This window comes from Actinoallomurus oryzae, from assembly GCF_039541955.1.
In the GTDB taxonomy this organism is placed as follows: Bacteria; Actinomycetota; Actinomycetes; order Streptosporangiales; family Streptosporangiaceae; genus Actinoallomurus; species Actinoallomurus oryzae.
In genome coordinates this window covers 131,977-155,334 of sequence record NZ_BAABHF010000042.1, presented here as the reverse complement: position 1 = coordinate 155,334, position 23,358 = coordinate 131,977, and the positions used below count along the sequence as shown (strand labels likewise).

Genomic DNA, 23,358 nt, shown 5'->3' with positions numbered 1-23,358 from the left:
GTGAATACCCCATCTCGGCATGGCCTGCGCGGAGCCCGTGCCCGATTCCGCGGTCGCCGGAGACCGTGGGAACGCGCCTGCCGCACGCTGGCGGCCCTGGTGGCCACCTCGATGGCGGCGGTCCTGCTCGCGGCGGGTCCCGCGTACGCCTCGGCGTCCGCACCCGCGACCCGGCGGACCACCCCGGCCGCGAGCGAGCCGGCAGCGGCGACCGCGCCCAAGGCCACGCCGGACGCCCGGGCCTCCTTCGTCCCGGCGCCGTGCAAGGTGCCGAAGAAGGCGGGCAAGGTGGCCGTCCAGTGCAACGCCCGGGTGCACACCGGCACGGACCGCAAGATCAAGGCCGACGCCGCGGAGCCGCCGGAGACCGCGCTGGGGCCCGCGGACATCCAGTCCGCCTACCGCCTGCCGGGCACCGGGGACGGGGTGACGGTGGCGATCGTGGACGCCTACGGCGACGCGAAGGCCGAGTCCGACCTGGCCGCGTTCCGCGCCCACTACGGGCTACCGCCGTGCACGACGGCAGGCGGCTGCTTCCGCAAGGTGGACCAGGCCGGCGGCACCGACTACCCGGCCGACGACCCCGGCTGGGCGCTGGAGACCTCGCTCGACCTGGACGCGGTCTCCGCGGCGTGCCCGAAGTGCCACATCCTGCTCGTGCAGTCCAAGGACGCGTTCCCCGAGTCGATGGGCGCCGCGGTGGACACCGCCGTACGGCTCGGCGCCAGGTACGTCTCGAACTCCTACGGCATCCCCGGCGAGTTCGCCGGGGAGACCGAACTCGACCACTTCTACGACCACCCGGGAGTGGCGGTCACCGCGTCCAGCGGCGACGCCGGTGACGTCACCAACTGGCCCGCCACCAACCCGAACGTGATCTCCGTCGGCGGCACCACCCTCACCCGCGACACCGGCACCGGCCGGGGCTGGACCGAGAGCGCCTGGGCCGAGGCGGGCTCCGGCTGCTCGCCGTACGAGCCGAAGCCCGCGTACCAGGAGACGGTGACGACGGAGTGCGACCGCCGGGCCATCGCCGACATCTCCGCCGTCGCCGACCCGGCCACCGGCCTCGCGGTCTACGACACGCTCGGCCAGGACGGCTGGCTGAAGGTCGGGGGCACCAGCCTGTCCGCGCCACTGGCCGCCGCCATGTACGCGCTCGCCGGGACGCCGAGTTCGGGCACCTACCCGGTGGCCTACCCGTACCAGAAGGCCTCCCAGCTGTTCGACGTGACGCAGGGCTCCAACGGCGGCTGCGGCAACGTGCAGTGCGAGGCGGGCAAGGGATGGGACGGCCCGACCGGCCTCGGCACGCCCAACGGCGTGAGCGCCCTGTCCGCCGGACCGCACGGGACCCTCACCGGTTCGGTCACCGACGCCGGAACCGGCAAGCCGATCAGCGGCGCGACCGTCACCACCAGCCCCGGCGGGTACGCGACCACCACCGGCACCGACGGCCGCTACACCCTGACCGCGCCGCCCGGGACGTACGACCTGAGCGCGACCCGGTTCGGCTACGACACGGGCGGCAGGACGGGCGTGCGGATCGACGCGGACCAGAGTGCGACGGCCGACTTCGCGCTGAGCGCCGTGCCCGGCCACACGGTGTCCGGGACGGTCACCGACGGCTCGGGCCACGGCTGGCCGATGTACGCGAAGATCACTGTGGACGGTGACCCCGACGGCACCGTGTACACCGACCCGTTCACGGGCCGCTACTCGGTGCGCCTGCCGGAGAACGCCACCTACAAGCTGCACGCCGTCGCGGCGACGCTGCCCGGGTACCAGGCCGCCGACCGCCAGGTCGCGGTCGGCGCCGACGACGTGTCCCAGGACCTCGCCCTCCCCGTCGACAAGAAGGCGTGCACGGCGCCGGGCTACGCCTGGGCCTACAACGGGACGGGCGAGGACTTCACCGACTGGCCCGCGACCACGCCGGAGGACGGCTGGACGGTCACCGACGACGCCGGCACCGGCAACGTCTGGCGGTTCGACAACCTGGGCAACCTCCTGCCCCCTCCTGGCGGCGACACGCACTTCGCGCTGGCCTACTTCTCCCCCGCGGACACGCCCCAGGACACCTCGCTGGTCTCCCCGGAGGTCACCCTGGCCGCCCAGCCCGCGCCGGCCGTCTCCTTCGACACCGACTTCTTCGTGCACACCCAGTACGTCGGGACGGTGGACGTCGACCTGAGCCTGGACGGCGGGAAGACCTGGGACAACGTCTGGCGGCAGACCACCGAGAGCGTCCAGTCCCACGTCGACGTGCCGATCCCGCAGGCCGCCGGCAGGTCCGGCGTGCGGGTCAGGTTCCGCTACCACGGCCAGACCACCCACTGGTGGCTGGTGGACAACGTGGTGATCGGCAGCCGCGCCTGCGGCCCCGTGGCCGGCGGCATCCTCAGCGGCCTCGTGACCGACGGGAACACCGGCGCGCCGGTGAACGCGGCCACCGTGACCAGCGACGACAAGCCCGCCGAGCAGGCGGTCTCGGCGAGCGTCCCGAACGGCGCGAACGGGCTGTACTGGATGTTCAGCTCGCTCACCGGAGGCCACGGCTTCACCGCCACCGACCCGAACTACACGACGGCGCATGCCTCCGTCGACGTCGCGGCGGACGCGGTCACCCGGCAGGACTGGCGGCTCAAGGCCGGGCACCTGACGACGAGCGTGCGCGGCGTCTCGGTCGAGCAGGCACTCGGCGACACCGGGACCACCACCTTCACCGTGACCAACGACGGCACCAGCCCGGTCCACGCCACGCTCGGCACGCAGGGCGGCGCGTTCACGCCGATGGCCGGCGGCGCCTCGGCGCCGCTGCGGAGGGTGCGGACGGCGAAACCGGCCGACCTGGTCACCCTGCCCAAGAAGCCCACGGGCAAGGCGGGCAAGGCGTCCGCGACGGCACCGGCGGCGACCGGTGGCCAGGCGTGGGCGGGCATCGCCGACTACCCGATCCCCATCGCCTTCAACGCCATGGCCTCGCACGACGGGAAGGTCTACTCGGTGGGCGGAACGACCACGGGCGCCCTCACCGGGGTCACCGCCGACGGTTACGTCTACGACCCCCAGGCGGGCCGGTGGACCCCGATCGCCCCGGCGCCGCGCCGGCTCTACGACGCCTCGGCGGCGTTCGTCGGCGGGAAGCTGTACCTGGCGGGCGGCATCACCGAGACCTTCGGGTACAGCACCGCGCTGTTCGCCTACGACCCGGTGGGCGGCTCCTGGTCACGGGCCGCCGACCTGCCCGGCGCCGCCGCCGCGGCGACGCCGGCCGTGCTGGACGGCGAGTTGTACCTGGTCGGCGGCACGGGCGCCGGAGTCACCCCGACCGCCACGGTCTACCGCTACGACCCGGACACCGACAGCTGGGCCAAGCCCGCCCAGTACCCGACGACGATCGCGCTCGCGGCCTGCGCCGGACTCGCGCACCGGCTCGTCTGCGCCGACGGCCTGAACGGGACCGTCACGACCGCGGCCACCTACGTCTACCAGCCCGAACACAACACCTGGACGCGCGGTGCCGACGCACCGTACGACGCCGTGGGCCTGGCCTACGCGGGCTCGGGCGGCAAGCTGCAGATCGCCGACGGCGTCCAGTACCGGGGCGGCGGCAGCATCTTCGGCGGCGGGAGCTACTACGTCACCAACGACGCCGCCCAGTACGACCCCGTACGCGACGCCTGGACCGGCCTGCCCAGGTCGAGCACGGCGACGTACTACCAGGGCTCGGCCTGCGGGTTCTACAAGGTCGGCGGGCTGACACAGCTCAACCAGCCCCAGAGGTCGGGCGAGGTGCTCCCCGGGTTCGACCAGTGCGAGGACACCCCGTCGTGGCTGTCGATCTCCACCCGCGACCTGGACCTGGCGCCGGGCGAGTCGGCGACGGTCACCGTCACCGTGAGCTCGAAGACCCTGGCCCAGCCCGGCACCTACGGCGCCGGGATCTGGTTCGCGACCGACTCCCCGTACCGGCTGCCGGCGGTCACCGTCACCGACCACGTGGCCCCGCCGAAGACCTGGGGCAAGATCGCCGGGAGGATCACCGACGCGGCGACCGGTGAGCCGATCGCCGGAGCCACGGTCCAGATCTGCGGCGGCTACGACCTGAGAAGGGGAACCTGCGGGCCGACCACGTACACCCTCAGGACCGACGCCGCCGGTGACTACCGGCTCTGGCTCGACAAGAGTCTCAGCCCGCTCCTCGCCACCGTCGCCAAGGACGGCTACCAGCCCCGCGCCCGTACCGCGGCCGTCAGCGGCGGCGCGACCAGCACCGTCGACTTCGCACTCGCCAGGAGTTGAGACCCCCATGCGAAACCTGCACGTACGCCTCGGCGTGATCCTCGCCGCCGCGGCCTCCGTGGTGCTCACGGGGGTGGGGACGGCGAACGCCAAGCCCCCGGCCGACCCGGCACCGCCGAAGACGGCCACGGCCGCCCCGGCGCGGCACGCGGCCCGGCACTTCAAGCCCGCGCCGTGCAACACGCCGGCGAAGAAGAAAAGGTCCAAGCGACCCACCGCGAGCTGCGACGCGATGGTGGGCGCCACCAGCGACGACAAGATCGCCGCCGCCACGGACGGCCCCGCCGAAGGCGCGCTGGGTCCCGCCGACATCAAGGCCGCCTACAACCTGCCGGACGGCGGCGCGGGGGCGACGGTGGCGATCGTGGACGCCTACGGCGACACCCACGCCGAGTCCGATCTCGCGGTGTTCCGCGCGCACTACGGGCTGCCGCCGTGCACGACCGCCAACGGCTGCTTCCGCAAGGTGGACCAGAACGGGGGGACGAGCTACCCGGCCGACGAGGAGGGGTGGATCACCGAGACCTCCCTGGACCTGGACGCGGTCTCCGCGGCCTGCCCCAGGTGCCACATCCTGCTGGTCCAGGGCGACAACTCCGACGTCGACTCGCTGGGCGCGGCGGTGGACACCGCGGTGCGGCTCGGCGCCAAGTACGTGTCGAACTCCTTCGGCGTCTCCGGGGAGTTCCCCGGGGAGGCCGCGTACGGCGAGCACTGGGACCACCCCGGCGTCGTGGTCACCGCGTCGAGCGGTGACCTCGGCAACGTGAGCAACTGGCCGGCGACCTCCCCGAACGTGGTCTCGGTCGGCGGCACCACCCTGAACCGTGACGCCTCCACTCCGCGCGGCTACACCGAGACCGCGTGGGGGCAGGGCGGTTCGGGCTGCTCGCCGTACGAGCCCAAACCGGCGTACCAGCAGACGGTGGCCACGGCGTGCGACCGGCGCGCCTCGGCGGACGTTTCCGCGGTCGCCGACTCGAACGCCGGCTTCGCCATCTACGACTCGCTCAGCGCCTACCCGGGCTGGCGGCAGGTGGGCGGCACCAGCCTGGCCGCCCCGCTGATCGCCGGCATGTACGCGCTCGCCGGCACCCCGCTGCCCGGCACCTACCCGGTGACCTACCTGTACGACCAGACGAAGGCGTCCGCGTTCCACGACATCACCACGGGCTCGAACGGGAGTTGCGGCGACGTGCTGTGCACGGCCGGCAAGGGCTGGGACGGCCCGACCGGCCTGGGCACCCCCGACGGGGTCGCCGCGCTGACGGGCGTGCCGCGCGGCGACATCGCCGGCGCGGTGACCAGCGGCGGCAGACCGGTCGCCGGAGCCACCGTCGCGACCTCGGACGGCTACTCCACCCGTACCGACGCGAACGGCCGCTACGACCTGAACGTCGCCGCGGGCCGCCACGAGGTGACCGCCTCCATGTTCGGCCACACCACGGCCCGCTCCACTGTACGAGTGCGGAGCGGGAGGCGGGTCACGGCGAACTTCCGGCTCAGGAAGCCGGCGAGCAACGTCGTGTCCGGCACCGCCGTCGACGGCTCGGGCCACGGCTGGCCGATGTACGCGAAGATCACTGTGGACGGCGCGCCCGGCGCGACCTACACCGACCCCTACACCGGCCGCTACACGCTCGACCTGCCACGCGACGCCGACTACACGCTACGGATGCACCCGGTGTCCCTGAGCGGATACCAGGACGCCGTCCTGCCGGTGCACGTCGGGACGACGGGCGTGCGCCAGGACGTCAGGTTCACGGTGAACCCGCTGGACTGCACGGCACGGGGTTACGCCCCCGGAGTGAGCGGCCTTGAGGAGAAGTTCACCGGCTGGGACGCCGCGAAGGACGGCTGGAGCGTGACGGACGGCAACGGCTCCGGCTCGACCTGGGGTTTCGACCGCGACGGCGACTTCCTGCCGCCGACCTCGCGCTCCGACGGAGACATGGTCGCCGTCGACAGCCTGTCCGCCTCCCCGGACACGACCTTGGTCTCGCCCTCGGTCGACCTGTCCGGGCAGAGCGCGCCGGAGATCGGGTTCGACACGCAGTACTACCTGTTCCCGGGCTCTTCCGACGCGCAGACCGGTGACGTCGACCTGAGCCTGGACGGCGGGCGGACCTGGGAGAACGTCTGGCACCGGGACGGGTCGCAGCGGCTCGGCGGTCAGTTCGACGTGCCGATCCCGCAGGCGGCCGGCAGGCCCGACGTGCGGGTCCGGTTCCACTACACCGGCGTGCAGGGCAAGGGGCTCTGGTGGACGCTGGACGACATCGTGATCGGCACGCGTACCTGCACCGCGACGCCCGGCGGTCTGGTGGCCGGGGTGGTCCAGGACGGCACCATGAGACGGCCGCTCAACGGCGCGACTGTCGTGTCCGCGGACGCGCCCGCCGACACGCTCGTGAGCGCGGCGACCTCAGATGACCCGAACCTGCCCGACGGCTTCTACACGGGGTTCGCCCCGCTCACCGGCCGCCACCCGTTCACGGCCACGAGCGGCCACTACACCTCGGCCGACGCGTCCGTGGACGTCACGGCGAACGGCCTCACCCGCAGGGACTGGACGCTCACGGCGGGGCACCTGACCGTGACCACACCGAGCATCAGGGTCACCCAGCGGCTCGGCGAATCCAGCACCGCCCGTGTCACCGTGCGCAACGACGGCACCGAACCCGTGCATGCCACCCTCGGCACGCAGGGCGGCGGGTTCACGCCGATGGCCGGCACGACGTCCGGATCCGGTGCGCCGCTCCAGGAGGTCAAGGGACACTACGTACTCGGCCCCATGAGCAGGATGAGCCCGCATTCCACGTCGCCGCGGCTCCGCCAGGCCACGCCGCAGAGCGGGCCGTGGACCGACCTGCCCGACTATCCGGTCACCACCTTCAACAACGCGGTCGCCTACGACGACACCACCGGACGGGTCTACTCGCTCGGCGGCTGGAGCGGGAACGGCGCGGCCGGATCCACCGCGGTGGTGTCCAAGGCCGGCTACGTCTACGACCCGGCCGCACGCTCATGGCACCGCATCGCGGACATGCCGCAGGCGGTCGAGGCGCCCGCGGCGGCGTTCGTGAACGGCACGCTGTACGTCGTCGGCGGCTGGGACCACAACGTCATGGACGTCGGCAGCGTCTTCGCCTACCACCCGTCGTCCGACACCTGGACCCAGGTGGCGGACTACCCGCAGGCCCTCGGCGCCGCCCGCGCCGTGAGCCTCGGCGGCCGGCTGTACGTGATCGGCGGCCTGGTCGCCGGGACCGGTTCAACGGTCCCGGCGGTGTACCGCTACGACCCGGCGCACGACCGCTGGACCGAACTCGCCGACTATCCCGTGTCGATGGCCGGCGCGGCGTGCGCCGCGCTGGGCGGCCGGATCGTGTGCGCCGGCGGCCGGACCGACGGGACCGGCATCAGGTCCACCTATCTCTATGACCCGGACGCCGACGCCTGGACCAGGGGCGCGGACATGCCGTACGACAACTGGGGCATGACCTACAGCGGCGCGAACGGGAGGCTCCAGGTGGCCGCGGGCATCGCCGGCGCCGGCGACGTGGCGACCAACCGGGCCGCCGAGTACGACCCGGCCACCGACGCCTGGACCGCGCTGCCCAACGCCAACAACGCGAGTTACAACCCGGCGGGCGGCAGCGGCTGCGGCCTGTTCCGGATCGGCGGTGGCGTCTACGACGGCAGCATCACGCCCACCCGGTGGACGGAGACGCTCCCCGGATACGACCAGTGCGGCGACGGGTTCCACCTGTCCTGGGCGAAGGTGTCCAAGGACGCGCTCGACCTGGCACCCGGCCGGTCCGCGACCGTGACGGTCACCGTCTCCTCGGCCGGGTTCGCCCAGCCGGGCAGTGTCACCGGCGCCTTCGCGGTCCGCACCGACACGCCGTACGCGGTGCCGCCGGTCCCGATCGCCGTCCAGGTCGACCCGCCGAAGAGCTGGGGGAAGCTGGCCGGCACGGTGACCGACGCGTCGACCGGGAAACCCATCGCCGGGGCGACCGTCCAGCTCTGCGCCGGCTATGACACGCAGACCGGAGACTGCGGCGGCGCCACCTTCACGCTGAAGACCGGCACCGACGGCCGCTACCAGACCTGGCTCGACCAGGCGAACAACCCGCTGGAGGTCATCGCGGCCAAGGACTCCTACCAGCAGCAACTCAGGATCACCGAGATCAGGGCGGGCACGACGACGACGCTCGACTTCCAGCTCCAGCCCTGACGGGACCGGTGTCCCCCTATCCGGCCGCGCGGATGGGGGGACACGTCCTCGCCCGCGCGAGAGCCGCCCGGCGTGACTCCGCGGGCTCCTCCACCTCCGCGCGCTCTCGCGCGTAGAGCCGGACCAGCGCGTGGAAGCCGTACCGGACGCCGCCGACGGCCGAGGAGGTGGTGACGCGCAGCAGTCGCACGTCGACCAGGTCGTCCAGCAGGTCCTGGGCCGTCGGCGGCGTGGTGTTCACCAGGGCGGCGGCCGTCCACACCGGGAAGTCCGGTGTGTCGAGCAGGCCGAGCAGCCGGAAGAGGCGGCGCGCCGGCGCCGCGAGCGCCCCATAGCCCAGCCCGAAGCTCGCACGCACCTCCAGGCCGCGGTGGCGGAGACCGTCGAGCCGGTGACGTGGGTCGGCCAGCCGGGCGACCAGGTCGCCGACCTTCCAGTGGGGTCGCGTCGCGAGCTGTGAACCGACGATCCGCAGTGCCAGCGGGAGTCCCGCGCAGAGCTCCAGCAGCCGTTCCGTCTCGGCCGGTTCGGCCTCGATCCGCTCGCGTCCGGCGATCGTGCGCAACAGCGCTTCGCCGTCCGCGTCCGGCAGTCCCCCCAGGTCGATCCGGTGCGCTCCGGCCAGCCCGCCGAGCCTGGGCCGGCTGGTGACGATGACCGCGCAGATCCCGCTGCCGGGCAGCAGCCGCTCGATCTGCCTCTCGTCCCGTGCGTCGTCGAGGACCACGAGCACCCGGCGATCGGCGAGCAGGCTCCGGTAGGCCGCGGCACGCTCATCCTCGTTCCCGGGTACGGCGGCGTCCGGCATGCCCAGCGCCCGAAGGAACCGCCCGAGCACCTCGTGCGGGTCCGCGGCCGCCGACCGCGCGCCGCCCAGGGCGGCGAAGAGCTGACCGCCGGGGTAGGCCGTCCGCAGCCGGTGCGCGGCGCGCACCGCGACCGTCGTCTTGCCGATTCCGCCTTCGCCCGTCACGGCCACGACCGACGTCGGCCGGTCCGGCTCGCGGTCACCGCGCAGGACCGCGTCGATACCGGTCAGCTCGGCGTCGTAGCCGGCGAAGTCGCCGATGTCGCCCGGCAGCATCCGTGGCGCGGCGGCCACCGGCGAGTCCGGTTCCCGCGGGGCGGCGATCCGCGCGCCCGTCGCCCCGGGCGCGGCGGGAAGATCGAGGAAAGGGGCGCCGGCCAGAATCGCCTCATGCAGATCCCGCAGCTCACGTCCGGGTTCCAGCCCGATCTGCTCGACCAGGGCGTCCCGCGCGCGCAGATAGGCCTGCAACGCGTCCGCACGGCGCCCGCAGCGGTAGAGCGCCAGCATCAGCTGCGCCCAGATCCACTCCCGCAGGGGATGCTCCCCCGCCAGCGCGGTCAGCTCACCGACCAGCTCGGCGTGGCGGCCCAGCCGGATGTCGACGTCGACCCGCTGCGCCAGCGCGGACAGCCTGGCCTCGGCCAGGCGCGCGGCCTCCGCCGCCACGATCGGGATGTCGGCCATGCCGGAATAGGCCTCGCCGCGCCACAGCGCCAAGGCGTCGCGCAGCAGCTCGCTCGCCCGCTCCGGCTCGCCGCCCGCCTCCACCGCACGCGCGGCCTCGACCAGGTCGTCGAACCGGGCGACGTCCAGCTCGTCGCGCCCGGCCCGCAGGAGATAGCCCGAGTGCTGATGGACGATGCGCCCGGGGTCCCCCAGACGGCGGCGTAGCTGATGAACGTAGGCCTGAACGTTCTTGGCGGCGCTCTTGGGCGGGTCGTCCCCCCACAGCGCCTCGACCAGGACGTCACCGGCCACGACCCGGCCGGGGCGGCGCAGCAACACCGCCAGCAGCGCGCGGGCCTTCGGCGGCCCGAGGTCCACCGCGCCACCGGAGCCCAGCACCGCCAGCGGCCCCAGGACCTCGAACCGCACAGCACCGCCATCGCCACCCGGCCCCGTCGTGGCCGGAGGCCGATGATGGTGACCAGCGCGGACGGCTGTCGCGCCCCCGGCGATCGCCCCCGCGGACCTTCCCATGCCGTCAAACTAGAACCGCCGCGCCGAGGCGAACCGCCAAAACGTGCACCGGTCCTCGCCACATCCCGCACCCATGAGGGCTACGTCCCGTAAGCGGCGTGCCCAGGCCGGCCTAGCGGTTCCGCAGCGTCCGGTAGGTGAAGTCGGTGAGGTAGTCGTTCAGGTGCAGCGACGCCTCGGTGGCCTTGGCCTCGTCGCCGTGACAGATGGCGCGCAGGATGTCGCCGTGGAGGTCCGCCGCCTTGCGCAGGTCGGTCTTCTCGTCCTGCAGGTGCGCGAACCAGAACCGCCGGGACAGCCCCTGGAGCGGCGCCATCGTCAGCGAGAGGTACTCGTTGTGCGCGGCCTCGACGATCAGGTCGTGCGTCTGTTTGAGCAGCCCGCCGAACTCCTCGACGCTGCCGCCGTCGAACTCGGCGAGCACATCGGCGAGGGCGAGGATCCGCTCGCGCTGAGCGGTGGTGGCGCGGTGCGCGGCCAGGCGTACGGCGAGTTCCTCCACCGAACGGCGTAGCTCCAGCACCTTCAGCTGCGCCTCGATCGACGTCGGGGGGACGAACACCCCCTGGTTCGGGTGAATCTCGACCATCCGCTCCCGCGCGAGGCGCTGGAGTGCCTCGCGTACCGGGGTGCGGCCGAGCCCCGTGCGCTCCATCAGCCGCGCCTCGGAGACCAGCGTCCCCGGCGGCAGCTCCTGGAACGTGATCATCCGCTCGAGCACCTCGTAGGCGTGGTCGGCCTTGTTGGGCACGGCGTCCCTCCTGCTCCGGTCTGGGGTAGACACTACCTTCATCGGCCGTATACAACCGGTACGTGACTGATATATCGGCTTGGTCGCTGACGGACCCACACCCTGAACAGGGGCTTAACGTACTGGCGAAGGTCGATGTCCTGGTCGTCGGCGCCGGTGCGGCCGGGGTCGCGGCGGCGACGGTGGCGGCCGAGGCCGGTAGGTCCGTCCTGATCGTGGAGAGGTACGGCTTCGCGGGCGGCGCGGCGGTCGCGGGCATGTCGGGCACGATCTGCGGGCTGTACCTGGCCTCGGACAGCGACCGGGAACCCCGCCAGGTCGTCGGCGGGTTCACCGAACGGTTCCGTCGGGAGCTGACGCGCCGCGGCGGGCTGACCGCTCCCCAGATCTATGGCAAGACGTGGACGGTCGCGCACGATCCGCTGGTGTGGCGGGAGACCGCCGACGCCCTGCTGGAACGCGCCGGGGTGAGGGTGCTGTTCCACACCGTGGTCACCGGGCTCGTCCTGGACGGCGTGACGCATCGCGGTGTGGTGGTGGAGTCCAACGCGGGCCGTGCCGTGGTCCTGGCCGATCGCACGATCGACGCGTCGGGCGACGCGGCGGTCGTCGCCCGCGCCGGCCATCGCTACACGTTCGGCGACGACGGCGTGATCCAGAACCCGACCATGTTCTTCCGGCTCGGGAACGTCGACGTCAGGCGGTTCACCGAGTTCTACGGTGCGGACGCGATCTGCCCGCCGCACGTCACCGAAGCGATCATCGACGGGCGCAACGCCGGTCTGAACCTGCCGCGGCAGAAGATCTGGATCTTCACGACGCCCCGGCCCGGTGAGCTGATGGTCAACGCGACCCGGCTCAGCGGACGCGACGGCAGGATGCTCAACGTCATCGATCCGGCCGACTTCACCGAAGCCGAGATCCTGGGCCGGCGGCAGGTCCGCGACTACGCACGGTTCATGATCGAGCGGTTCCCCGGCTGCGAGAACGCGTTCGTCGTCGACACCGGAGTCGAGGCCGGGATTCGCCAGACCCGCACCATCACCGGGATCGAGCGGCTCACGAACGACGACGTACTCGCCGCGCGCAAGCGGGACGACGGGATCTGCCGGGTGCCGTGGCCCATCGAGCTGCACGCCGGGGACCGCCCGAAGCTGACGTGGTTGCTCGACGACTACTACGAAGTCCCCTACGGCACGCTCGTTCCCGACCGCGGCGAGCACATCATCGTCGCCGGACGTTGCCTGTCCGCCGAGCACGAGGCACTCACCTCGGCCCGTGTCACCGCGCAGTGCTTCGAATACGGTCACGCCGCCGCCATGGCCACCGTGCTCTCCCTCGACGGCGACATCCCCTACCGAGAGCTGCCCGGCGGTGAGGTCCGGGCCGCCATGGCCGCCAACGGCAGCGCTCTTTCCCTCAGCTGACAGGAGGAACACCCATGGAACGGCTACGGAGCAACTTCGAGCCCGGAACGACGCGCTGGGCCGTACGTCGCGCGCAGTGGAGCGCGATGGGCATCAGCATCGAAGACCAGCAGAAACCGAAGATCGCTGTGGTCAACACGTCATCGAAGCTGTCGGTGTGCTTCGCGCATCTGGACGACGTGGCGACAGTGGTCGCCGACGCGATCCGCGCCGCCGGCGGTCTGCCGCTGGAGATCCGCACCACCGCGCCCAGCGACTTCGTCACCAGCGCCGGCCGCAAGGCGCGTTACCTGATGCCGACCCGGGACCTCGTGGTCAACGACGTCGAGGCGGCGGTGGAGGGCGCGCAACTCGACGGCATGGTGCTGCTCTCCAGCTGCGACAAGACGACCCCGGCCCACCTGATGGCCTCGGCCCGCCTCGACCTGCCCGCCATCGTCGTCATCGGCGGCTATCAGCGCGGCGGCACCTATGCGGGTTGCTCGGTCGACATCGACTCGGTGTACGAGTCCGTCGGTGCCGTCGCGTCGGGGAAGCTGAAGGTCGATGAGCTGGCCGAGCTCTCCGACAGCGCGATCAAGGGGCCCGGGGTGTGCGCCGGCCTCGCGACCGCGAACACCATGCACGTGCTCGCCGAGGCACTCGGCATGACCATGCCGGGTTCCGCGCCCGTACGCGCGAACTCCGAAGCGATGCTGGAACGCGCCTCGGCCGCGGGGCGACGCATCGTCGACCTGGTACGCGAGGGGTTCACGGCCCGGCAGGTGCTGACCCGGGAGGCCGTCGAGAACGCGGTCGAGGTCGCACTCGCGCTCGGCGGTTCGGTGAACTGCATCCGTCACCTCGCCGCCGTCGCCGCCGAGGCCGACCTGGATCTGGACGTGGTGGCGCTGTTCGAGGAGAAGGGGCGCACCGCCAAGCAACTCGCCGCCATCCGCCCGAACGGGACGCACCAGGTGTGGGACCTCGACGAGGCCGGCGGCGTACGGACCGTGCTCCGCGCCCTCGAACCACGCCTGCACACGGGCGCCCTTACGGTGGCCGGCCGTACCGTCGCCGACCTCATCGCCGATGCCCCGGAACCGGACGGTGACGTGGTGCACGTGCTGAGCCGGCCCGTCGCCGACGAGCCGGGGCTGGTGATCCTGCGCGGTTCGCTGGCACCCGACGGAGCGATCGTGAAGGTCGCGGGTGTGGGCGGTGCGCGGCGGTGGTTCTCCGGCCCCGCCAAGGTCTTCGCGGGCGAGGACGACGCCATCGCCGCTCTGGGCGAAAGCGCCATCGAGCCGGGCGACGTCATCGTGCTGCGGGGAATGGGCCCGCGGGGCGGCCCGGGCACGGTGTTCGCCGCGAGTTTCGTCGCGGCTCTCAACGGCGCCGGGCTGGGCGGCCGGGTCGCGGTCGTCACCGACGGCGAGCTGTCGGGGCTCAACCACGGGCTCGTGGTCGGCCAGGTCATGCCCGAGGCGGCCGATGGCGGACCTCTCGCGGGAGTACGCGACGGCGACGCCATCGGCATCGATCTCGACGCGCGGACCGTCGACGCCGACCCCCAGCGTCAGGGCGAGCCCGTCACCGCGGGCGATCCGGGAGCAGAGCGCGGCTGGCTCGGGCAGTACGCGGCCCTGGTCGGCCCCATCCAGCAGGGCGCGGTCCTCCGCCGGCCCCGGCGCCGCTGAGCTCATCCACCTTGAACGGGAGACGTTTCATGGCCCACGTTCCGCGCCTGGGGCTGGCGGGTGCCCTTCCTGCTCGGCGCCCTCGTCCTCGCCATCGGTTACGTCCTGCGCCGAGGGATCCATGAGACCCCCGCGTTCGAGGCCGCCCGGCGTTCCGAACAGCCCGAGGTCTCGCTGCTGGCGGCGCTGCGCCGTCACCCGCGCAACTTCCTGGTCGTCGTGGGCGCACGGTTCGCCGAGAACGGGTTCGCCTACCTGTTCCCGGTGTTCGCGGTGTCGTTCCTCGCCCACCAGCTGCACGCGCCGGAGTCCGTGGGCCTGGTCGCGGTCATCGTCGCGTCGGTCGTGCAGATCGCGGCCATCCCGCTGTTCGCCTGGCTCTCCGACCGCTGGGGCCGCCGCCCCGTCTACGCTGTAGGGGCCATCGCCTCCCTGGCCTGGAGCGCGCCGTTCTTCCTCATCCTGGACACCCTCTCCCCCGTCGCGATCACGCTGGCCTTCGTGGTCGGACTCGGCATCTGCTACCCGGCCATGCTGGCGCCGCAGGCGGCCTGGTTCGCCGAGCTGTTCGACACCAGGACCCGCCTCGCCGGTTTCGCCTTCGCCCGTGAGATCGGATCGGTCCTGGCCGGCGGGTTCCTGCCGCTCATAGCGACCGCGCTGCTCACCTGGTCCGGGCACTGGTGGCTGGTGGTCGTCTATCTGGGCCTGCTCACCGCGCTCACCCTGGTGGCACTGCTCGTGGGACCGGAGACACGGCGATCCGACCTCGAGCCGGCGCCGCGACCGGAATCGGCGCCCGCCCCGGCCGCTCATCGGCCCGGATGACGCCCTCACCCACCCGCGGCGTTCGTGGCCGCCGAAGGCTTACATCCGGCACTCTTGAGGGCTACGTCCCGGTGACGAAGCCCGTCAGTCCCATCTGGTCCCGGCGGGCACCCGGAAGGTGGTGTTGATCCGGTTGAAGAAGTTGGTGATCGCCACCATCAGCACCAGGGACCCGAGTTGCCGTTCGTTGTAGTGCACGCGTGCCTCGGCCCAGATCTCGTCGGTGACCGCGCCGGGCCGGTCGGAGAGCCGGGTCGCCGCCTCGGCGAGCGTCAGAGCGGCCCGCTCGGCGTCGTCGAAGAGCGGGTTCTCGTACCAGGCGGCGACGGCGACCAGCTTCTCGGAGCCGACACCGGCCTTGGCCGCGCTCGCGGCGCCGGCGTCGACACAGGCGCTGCAGCCGTTGATCTGGCTCACGCGCAGATGCACCAGCTCAAGCGTCTGACGCGGTACTCCGCCGGTGTACACCTCCTTGAAGAGGTGCTGGACGGCCGGTGTGAGGTCGGGTTGGCTGGTCGCGTTCTGGATGCGTGCCGTCATGTCTCCCCCAGGGAACGGGTCGATCGGTGGACGGCACTACGACGTCCGGTCACGGCGGAAGGTAACGCCGGCCCGGGCGTTACCTCACCGGCGCGTGACGCGTCCTGGTAGTGACACCGCCGTACGCCGAGGAGGACCGTGACCGAAGAGGACGAGCTCGCCGCGGAGTTCCAGACCCAGCGCTCCTATCTCCACGCGATCGCGTACCGGATGCTCGGCTCGCACGCCGACGCGGATGACGCCGTCCAGGAGGCGTGGCTGCGGCTCGCGCGCACCGGCGGCGGTGACATCGAGGACCTGCGCGGCTGGCTCACCACGGTGACCAGCCGGATCTGCCTGGACACACTTCGCAGGCGCGGGGTGCGAGGCGAGCAGCCGCTCGAACTCGAGGTCGGCGCGCTCGCCTGGGACGCGGCCGGTGGCTCCCGGGTCGATCCGGAGGAGGAGGCCGTCCTCGCCGACTCCCTCGGCCTCGCGCTGTACGTCGTCATGGACACCCTCACCCCGGCGGAACGGGTGGCGTTCGTGCTCCACGACGTCTTCGAGGTCCCGTTCGACGCGATCGCGGCCGTCCTCGGCCGGAGTACGGCGGCCGCCAAGATGCTCGCCAGCCGGGCGCGGGGACGCCTGCGGCCGGGCACGCCCCCGGCCGATGCCCATGCCGCGGCCCGGGACGTCGTGGACGCGTTCCTCGCGGCGGCCGGCCGGGGCGACGTCGCCGCGTTGCTGACCATGCTCGCGCCCGAGGTCGAGCTACGGACGCAGAGTCCCGCGGGGCCCACCGTCATCCGCGGCGCGGACCGGGTCGCGGCCACGGCGAGCACGTACGCACGCCGGGACGCGCTCGCGCATCCGGCACTCGTGAACGGCGTCCCGGGCGTTCTCATCACCGTCGGCGGACGACCGGTCACGGTCCTGGCCTTCACGGTCGCGAACGGTGTGATCACCACGATCCTCGGACTCACCGCCCCGACCCGGCTGGGCCAGATCGTCCCATCCTGGGCCACCTGACCACACGGGCCAGACCGCCCCGCCGTGAGACCACACGACCACACCGGCCAGACCGCCCCGCCGTGAGACCACACGACCACACCGGCCAGGCCACCCCGCCGTAGAGCCACACGGGACAGCCGGGCGCCGGCCAGGTCGTCGAGGGCGCTCAGCGGCCTCCGGTGACGGACCGGTCCGTGGCCGCGGCCTCGTGCTCGTGCTCGTGCTCGCCGTGACCGAGCCGGCCGGTTCGGGAAAGTCCGGCCGTCAGCGACGCCCGGCGGTGTCGTCGCGGACGACGGCCCCGGCCTGGACGACCATGGGCATGTGCTCGGCCGGAGCGGCGAGGACGCCGATGTCCCGGAGGGGATCCGCGTCGAGGACGACGAGGTCGGCGTGGGCGCCGACGGCGAGGGTGCCGATCTGCTCTTCCTGGTCGAGGAGACGGGCGGCGTTGCTGGTGGCGGAGCGGATGATGTCGATGGGCTCCTGGACCTCGGCGCGGATGCGCCACTCTCGACTCTGGTGCCCGTGCATACCGCCGAGCAGGTCGGAGCCGTAGACGATCGTGACGCCCGCGCGGTGGGCGCGTTCGAGGGCGGCCAGGCCGGCGTGCAGCACTTCGTCGACCTTGCGCCAGCTGCCCTCGGGCAGACCGTACCGGCGGCCCTCTTCCTTCAGGGCCCAGTAGGTGACCAGTGTGGGGACGAGGAAGGCGTCTCGCTCCAGGAGGAGCCGGACGCTGCGGTCGTCGATCAGGTTGCCGTGCTCGATGGAGCGGACACCGGCCTCCAGGGCCCGGTTGACGGCGCGGGCGCTGTAGGCGTGGGCGGCGACGTAGCGGTTGAACGCCTCGGCCTCCTGCACCGCGGCGCGCAGTTCGTCCATCGAGTACTGGGTGGAGTCGATCCGGTCGGTGGGCGAGGCGACTCCGCCGGAGGCCATGACCTTGAGGTGGTGGCCGCCCTTGCGCAGTTCGTCGCGGGCGGCGGCGCGTACCGCGTCCACGCCGTCGGCGATCCTGCAGTGGTCGCCGCAGCAGGGGTGTTCGTCGCGCAGGTGCGCGCCGGGGCCGCGGTGGTCGCCGTGACCACCGGTCTGGGAGAGCGCCCGCCCGCCGAAGGCCAGCCGGGGACCGCGGATGGCGCCCTCGGCCTGGGCGGCGGCGATGCCGTGGTCGGCGCCGGCCATGTCGCGGACGGTGGTGAAGCCGCGGTCCAGCATCCCGCTCATGATCTTGGCGGCGTAGGCGCCGACGTAGAGCGGGGAGGTGGTGGCGAGCGAGGCGAGATGGGCGGTGATGGCGGTGACGTGGACGTGCGCGTCGATCAGCCCGGGCAGGACGTAGGCACCGCGCAGGTCGTGCACCTCGGCGCGCTGCGGAGCGGTCAGGCGGGGGCCGGTCTCGGCGATCCGCCCGTCGACGGAGAGCAGATCGCCCTCGGTGTAGTCGCCGCTGATCGGGTCGAGGAGGTGGGCGTTGCGCAGCATCAGGGCGGAGGTCGAACCGGTGGTGCTGGTCACGAAGAGAGTGCTCCTTGCTCGGTGTCGTTGGTGTCGCTACGCCCCGGGTCAGGAGGCAGGGGCGCGGCGAGCTCTTCCAGGGACCGTTCGGCCGTGGAGAGGGCGAAGACGAGTGTGACGATGACGCCGGTCGCCAGGACGGCGGTGGTGAGCCCGAAGACGCCGGCGAATCCCACGGAGGCCGAGAGCGCGCCGATGATCAGCGGTGCGGTGATGCTGCCGACCCTGCCGAAGCCGCTGGCCAGCCCGGTGCCGGTGGCCCGGATCCAGGTGGGGAAGACCTCGGGGGTGTAGGAGTAGACAGGCCGCCGAGAAGTACCCGGGAACCTGGGCGAAGTAGATGATGATCGAGAAGCTGAAGCTCTTGGTGACGGTGATGCCCTGGTCCACCAGCAGCGTGGGGATCCAGGAGAAGAAGCCGTAGTAGGAGAAGGTGATGACGAACCAGATCAACCAGGTGGTGGCGGTCCGGCGGACCATCGCCTTCGACCACAGGTAGCGCAGCGCGCCGATGAGGCCGAGCCCCGGGTGGGCGGTGGCGGTGGCGGTGTCCTTGCCGGCTCCGGCCGGGACGGGGGGCAGGGGGCGGCCGGTGGCGGCCTCGACCCGGCGTTCCAGGTCGGCGACGATGCGTTCGGCCTCCGCGGTGCGCCCGCCGGACAGCAGGAAACGGGGGGATTCGGGTAGCGTCCGGCGCCACCAGAGCAGCATCAGGATGGGCACGGCGGTGATCACCTGGGCCCAGCGCCAGCCGTTGCCGTGGACGACGACGAAACGGCCGATGAGCGCGGCGCCGACGAACCCGAAGGAGAAGAAGCCGGCGAGCGCGCCGACGAACCAGCCGCGCCGGGCCGCGGGCACGAACTCCGACAGGAAGGGCGCGATCACCACGCTCTCCGCGCCGGCCCCCGCCCCGGCCAGCACCCGGGCGGTGAGAAAGACCCAGAAGTTCGGCGACAGCGCCGCGACGGCGGAGAAGAAGGCGTAGCAGGCCAGCGCGTACATCATCACGCGGCGACGGCCGATGCGGTCGGCGAGCACGCCGGTGAGGCCGGCGACCAGCAGGTAGCCGAAGGCGCTGGACGAGGCGAGCATGCCGAGCCGGACTCCGCCCAGGTGCCACAGCTCCTTGGTGCTGGGCATCAGGAACGAGACGACCGCGGCGTCCATGCCGTCGAAGGTGTAGCCGAGCCCGCCGATCAGCAGAAGCAGGTAGTGCGGCCGGGACAGCGGGAGTCTGTCCAGGCGTGCGAGGAGGTTCATCAGCGCACCTCTCGACGATGGGGGCATGGGCAGGGACGGCGAGAGTCCGAGTGAGCTGCAATATACGTTGCACGCTTTGCCGTGAGCAATAGTCACTGCAATCCTGTGTGGACACGGCGGCGTACGATGCAGATCGCCCGCGAGGGCGCCGAGACCGAGGGGGGAGCCCGGTGGAAGGGACCGAGGAGTCCGAAGGGGCCGACGGCTCGGCCTCCGCCGTCGTGGCGGAGTGGCTGCGCGAGCGCGCCTCCCGGTTCTCGCTGAGCCCCAAGGCGCGGGCCGTCCTGGAGGTGCTGGCGACCCAGCCGCGGATGAGCACCTACGGCTCCACCCAGCAGATCGCCAGCGCCGCCGCGGTGAACGTCGCGACCGTGACCCGCGCCGCGCAGGCGCTCGGCTTCTCCGGCTGGCCCGCCCTCCAGACCGAGCTGCGGGCCCGCTACCTGACCTCGCTGAGCGTGCCCGAGATCGCCGCCGAGCACCGCGCGCCCCAGAGCGGGGTGTTCGCCGATTCCCTGCGCCGTGACCTGGAGTCGGTCGCGCTCGCCGGCCGGCACCTCGACCCGGCGGTCGCCGAACACATGGTGGAGGCGATCGCCGCCGCCCGCCGCACGCTGGTGATCGCCGAGGGCAGCTACGCCACGATCGGCCTGGCGCTGGTGCACAACGCGGTGCTGGCGGGCTACCCGGTCGAGCTGCTCGGCGGCTACGGCAAGTCGGACATGCTCAACGCCCTGGCCGACGTCGGCCCGCAGGACACCGTGATCGCGATCAGCCTCTGGCGGCTGTACGCGAGAACGGTCCGCTCGGCGCAGGTCGCACGCGAACGCGGCGCCACGGTGTGCACCATCACCGACTCGGCCAGCACCCCGCTCGCCGAGGCCGCGCACCACGTCCTGGTGGTGCCCGCCGAAGGCGCGGCCTTCTTCCCGGCCCTGACCGCCGCCGTCTCCGTGGCCCAGGCCCTCTGCGCCCGGCTCGCCGCCCGCGACCCCGCCCGTACGACCGAGAGCCTTCGCCGCTCCGAAGAGCTCTGGGAGCGCTTCGGCGTCCTGCACGTCCCGCGCGCCCCCAGGAGCACCCGGAATCCCGGCTGAGGTCTCCCCCACGACGTAACCGGCCCCGCACGTCGTTGTGCGGGGCCGGTGGCTCGGTGGGCGGGTCAGCCCATGTGCGGGTAGCGGTGGCCGGTCGGCGGGACGAACGTCTCCTTGATGGTCCGGGTGGACGTCCAGCGCAGCAGGTTCTGGGCGGAGCCGGCCTTGTCGTTGGTGCCCGAGGCGCGTCCGCCGCCGAAGGGCTGCTGGCCGACGACCGCGCCGGTGGGCTTGTCGTTGATGTAGAAGTTGCCGGCGGCGAACCGCAGCACCTCGGTGGCGCGGGCGATCGCGGCCCGGTCCCGGGCGAAGATCGTCCCGGTCAGCGCGTACGGGCTGACCGACTCCATCTGGGCGAGCATCGGCTCGAAGCCGTCGTCGTCGTAGACGTGGACGGCCAGGATGGGCCCGAAGAACTCGCTGCGGAACACCTCGTGCCCAGGGTCGTCGCAGACCAGGACCGTCGGGCGGACGAAGTAGCCCTCCCGGTCATCGCAGGTGCCGCCCGCGAGGACGTCGATGGCCGGGTCCTTGGCGGCGCGCTCCAGGACGTCCCGGAGCCGGCCGAAGGACCTGGCGTCGATCACCGCGCCGCCGAAGTTTCGCAGGTCGCGCACGTCCCCCATGGTCAGCGCCTCGGTCTCGGCGACCAGTTCGTCCCTGATCCGCCCCCACAGGGAACGCGGCACGTAGGCGCGGGAGGCGGCCGAGCACTTCTGCCCCTGGTACTCGAACGCGCCGCGGATCAGCGCGGTGAGCAGGGCGGCCGGGTCCGCCGAGGAGTGCGCGACGACGAAGTCCTTGCCGCCGGTCTCGCCGACCAGACGCGGATAGGTGCGGTAGCCGGTGAGGTTCTCCCCGACGGTGCGCCACAGGTGCTGGAAGGTCGCGGTCGAGCCGGTGAAGTGCACGCCCGCCAGGTCGGGGTCGGCCAGCACGACGTCGGAGACGGCGCGGCCGTCCCCGGTGAGCATGGTGATGACGCCGGGCGGCAGCCCGGCCTCCTCCAGCAGCCGCAGGGTGAAGTGCGCGGCGAACTGCTGGGTGGGCGACGGCTTCCAGATCACCGTGTTGCCCATGAGCGCGGGCGCGGTCGGCAGGTTCGCGGCGATGGCGGTGAAGTTGAACGGGGTGACCGCGTAGACGAAGCCCTCTAGGGGCCGGTGGTCGGCGCGGTTCCACACGCCGGGCGACGAGACGGGCTGCTCGGCCAGGATCTGCCGGGCGAAGTGAACGTTGAACCGCCAGAAGTCGGCCAGCTCGCAGGGCGCGTCGATCTCGGCCTGCTGGGCGGTCTTCGACTGGCCCAGCATGGTGGCGGCGGCGATCTTCTCCCGCCAGGGCCCCGACAGCAGGTCGGCGGCTCGCAGCAGGATCGCCGCCCGGTCGTCGAAATCGAGGGCCCGCCAGCCGGGGGCGGCCCGGCGGGCGGCGTCCAGCGCGGCCCGTGCGTCGGCGTGGTCGGCGTTCGCGGTGGTGCCCAGCACCTCCCGGTGGCTGTGCGGCTGGACGACCGGGAACCGCTCGCCGCCGCCCATCCGCTCCCTGCCGTCGATCGTGCAGGTCAGCTCGGCGCCGCCGGCCGACAGGGCGGCCAGCTCGGCCTCCAGCCGGGCGCGCTCGGGGCTGCCGGGCCGGTAGTCGTGCACCGGCTCGTTGGCCGGTGCGGGCACGCGGGTGATGGCGTCCATGGGGAGTCTCCCGGGGTTCAGTGGCGGGTGGTGAACGAACGCAGGAAGAAGGCGAGGTTCGCCGGCCGCTCGGCCAGGCGGCGCATGAAGTAGCCGTACCAGTCGGCGCCGTACGGCACGTAGGCGCGGATCCGCCGCCGCTCGGCCGCCAGCCGGCGCTGCTCGGCATCGCGGATTCCGTACAGCATCTGGAACTCGTAGGCGCTCGGCGAACGGCCGTACCTGGCGGCGAGCCGGACGGCCAGCTCGATCATCCGCGGGTCGTGCGAGCCGATCATCGGGTAGCCGTCCCCGGCCATGAGGATCCGCAGGCAGCGCGCGTAGGCCAGGTCCACCTCCCGCCTGCTCTGGTAGGCCACGGAGGCGGGTTCCCGGTAGGCGCCCTTGACCAGGCGCACCCGCGACCCTTCGACGGCCAGCGCCCGTGCGTCGTCCTCGGTGCGCCGCAGGTACGCCTGCAGGACCGCGCCCGTCCGCGGGAAGTCGCGGCGCAGCTCGGCGAGGATCGCCAGGGTGGAGTCGACGGTCGTGTGGTCCTCCATGTCGAGCGTGACGGTGGTGCCGATCGCCTCGGCGGCCTCGCACACCCGGCGGGCGCCCGCCAGGGCGAGGTCGTGGCCGCCGGGCAGGCCCTGGCCGAACGCCGACAGCTTCACCGAGACCTCGGCGTGCCCGCCCAGCCCCTCGCGGCCGAGCGCCTCCAGCAGCCCGAGGTAGGCGTCGCGGTTGCGGTGGGCCTGGGCCGCGTCGGTGATGTCCTCGCCCAGGTGGTCGAGCGTGGCGTCGATGCCGTGGGCGGTGAGCGCCCGGACGGCCTCCAGCGCCTCGGGCAACGCGTCCCCGGCGACGAAGCGGTCGACGACGGGCCGGGTCACGGCGGCCCCGCTGACGAGCCGGCGTATCCGGTCACTGCGCGAGGCGGCGAGCAAGGCAGGGCCCAACACCGGTGACCTCCCAGGTCGAGCAGTGAATGTCGGTGCCCTCGAAGCTACGGTCCGCCTCGGCCCTG

The 23,358-nt window shown here is 72.6% G+C and carries 14 protein-coding genes and 1 pseudogene; 7 read left to right on the top strand and 8 right to left on the bottom strand.

Going from position 1 to position 23,358, the window contains the following annotated elements; genetic code table 11:
• Both ABEA10_RS33590 and ABEA10_RS33585 read left to right on the top strand, forming a co-directional pair.
• Window positions 1-4,305, top strand: a complete 4,305-nt coding sequence (locus ABEA10_RS33590) for a carboxypeptidase regulatory-like domain-containing protein (protein WP_345470847.1) — start codon at window positions 1-3, stop codon at window positions 4,303-4,305.
• Window positions 4,306-4,312: 7 nt separating this feature from the next.
• Complete coding sequence (locus tag ABEA10_RS33585) at window positions 4,313-8,548, top strand: carboxypeptidase regulatory-like domain-containing protein (protein ID WP_345470846.1); 4,236 nt, start codon at window positions 4,313-4,315, stop codon at window positions 8,546-8,548.
• Between the two features lie 16 nt (window positions 8,549-8,564).
• On the opposite strand, the gene ABEA10_RS33580 is transcribed toward ABEA10_RS33585, so the two are convergent.
• Entirely contained in the window at window positions 8,565-10,454 is a 1,890-nt protein-coding gene (locus ABEA10_RS33580) for an AfsR/SARP family transcriptional regulator (protein WP_345470845.1), read from the bottom strand.
• 217 nt (window positions 10,455-10,671) lie between these two features.
• Window positions 10,672-11,310 carry a GntR family transcriptional regulator gene (locus ABEA10_RS33575; protein ID WP_345470843.1) on the bottom strand — a complete coding sequence of 213 codons (639 nt, stop codon included), beginning with the start codon at window positions 11,308-11,310 and terminating at the stop codon, window positions 10,672-10,674.
• Between the two features lie 62 nt (window positions 11,311-11,372).
• Between ABEA10_RS33575 and ABEA10_RS33570 the strand changes: the two genes are divergently transcribed.
• The 3 genes from ABEA10_RS33570 to ABEA10_RS33560 are packed head-to-tail and all read left to right on the top strand — an operon-like array spanning window position 11,373 to window position 15,244.
• Entirely contained in the window at window positions 11,373-12,737 is a 1,365-nt protein-coding gene (locus ABEA10_RS33570) for an FAD-dependent oxidoreductase (protein WP_345470842.1), read from the top strand.
• Window positions 12,738-12,751: 14 nt separating this feature from the next.
• A complete protein-coding gene (gene ilvD / locus ABEA10_RS33565) occupies window positions 12,752-14,416 on the top strand; it encodes a dihydroxy-acid dehydratase (protein ID WP_345470840.1) in 1,665 nt (554 codons plus the stop codon).
• A gap of 60 nt (window positions 14,417-14,476) precedes the next feature.
• Window positions 14,477-15,244 (top strand): MFS transporter, encoded by a 768-nt coding sequence (locus tag ABEA10_RS33560; protein WP_345470838.1) that lies wholly within the window; start codon window positions 14,477-14,479, stop codon window positions 15,242-15,244.
• Between the two features lie 84 nt (window positions 15,245-15,328).
• Here the strand turns inward: ABEA10_RS33560 and ABEA10_RS33555 are convergent, their stop codons facing one another.
• A complete protein-coding gene (locus tag ABEA10_RS33555; protein WP_345470837.1) occupies window positions 15,329-15,784 on the bottom strand; it encodes a carboxymuconolactone decarboxylase family protein in 456 nt (151 codons plus the stop codon).
• 138 nt (window positions 15,785-15,922) lie between these two features.
• Here ABEA10_RS33555 and ABEA10_RS33550 point away from each other — a divergent pair, with 138 nt between their 5' ends.
• Window positions 15,923-16,795, top strand: coding sequence for a sigma-70 family RNA polymerase sigma factor (locus ABEA10_RS33550; protein ID WP_345470835.1), 873 nt, complete (start codon window positions 15,923-15,925; stop codon window positions 16,793-16,795).
• Window positions 16,796-17,041: 246 nt separating this feature from the next.
• Here the strand turns inward: ABEA10_RS33550 and ABEA10_RS33545 are convergent, their stop codons facing one another.
• From ABEA10_RS33545 to ABEA10_RS33540, 3 genes and pseudogenes are all read right to left on the bottom strand, one after another.
• Window positions 17,042-18,265, bottom strand: a complete 1,224-nt coding sequence (locus ABEA10_RS33545) for a metal-dependent hydrolase family protein (RefSeq protein WP_345470945.1) — start codon at window positions 18,263-18,265, stop codon at window positions 17,042-17,044.
• 29 nt (window positions 18,266-18,294) lie between these two features.
• On the bottom strand, window positions 18,295-18,543 hold the full coding sequence (locus ABEA10_RS51355) for a hypothetical protein (RefSeq protein WP_425550995.1): 249 nt from the start codon (window positions 18,541-18,543) through the stop codon (window positions 18,295-18,297).
• 91 nt (window positions 18,544-18,634) lie between these two features.
• A pseudogene (locus ABEA10_RS33540) lies at window positions 18,635-19,561 on the bottom strand (MFS transporter); the annotation flags it as partial.
• Between the two features lie 170 nt (window positions 19,562-19,731).
• Between ABEA10_RS33540 and ABEA10_RS33535 the strand changes: the two are divergent.
• On the top strand, window positions 19,732-20,658 hold the full coding sequence (locus tag ABEA10_RS33535) for a MurR/RpiR family transcriptional regulator (protein WP_345470831.1): 927 nt from the start codon (window positions 19,732-19,734) through the stop codon (window positions 20,656-20,658).
• 65 nt (window positions 20,659-20,723) lie between these two features.
• Here ABEA10_RS33535 and pruA read toward each other — a convergent pair whose 3' ends face one another.
• The gene (pruA, locus tag ABEA10_RS33530) at window positions 20,724-22,349 is read right to left on the bottom strand and encodes an L-glutamate gamma-semialdehyde dehydrogenase (RefSeq protein WP_345470829.1); all 1,626 of its coding nucleotides are present in this window, start codon (window positions 22,347-22,349) and stop codon (window positions 20,724-20,726) included.
• A 17-nt stretch (window positions 22,350-22,366) separates the two neighbouring features.
• Window positions 22,367-23,293 (bottom strand): proline dehydrogenase family protein, encoded by a 927-nt coding sequence (locus ABEA10_RS33525; RefSeq protein ID WP_345470827.1) that lies wholly within the window; start codon window positions 23,291-23,293, stop codon window positions 22,367-22,369.
• Window positions 23,294-23,358 lie beyond the last annotated feature (65 nt).

Excerpts from the sequence above, each read along its gene's own strand:
- ABEA10_RS33585 (WP_345470846.1), top strand. The coding sequence starts at position 4,313 with ATGCGAAACCTGCACGTACGCCTCGGCGTGATCCTCGCCGCCGCGGCC.
- ilvD (WP_345470840.1), top strand. The coding sequence starts at position 12,752 with ATGGAACGGCTACGGAGCAACTTCGAGCCCGGAACGACGCGCTGGGCC.
- ABEA10_RS33555 (WP_345470837.1), bottom strand. The coding sequence starts at position 15,784 with ATGACGGCACGCATCCAGAACGCGACCAGCCAACCCGACCTCACACCG.
- ABEA10_RS33545 (WP_345470945.1), bottom strand. The coding sequence starts at position 18,265 with ATGCTGCGCAACGCCCACCTCCTCGACCCGATCAGCGGCGACTACACC.
- pruA (WP_345470829.1), bottom strand. The coding sequence starts at position 22,349 with ATGGACGCCATCACCCGCGTGCCCGCACCGGCCAACGAGCCGGTGCAC.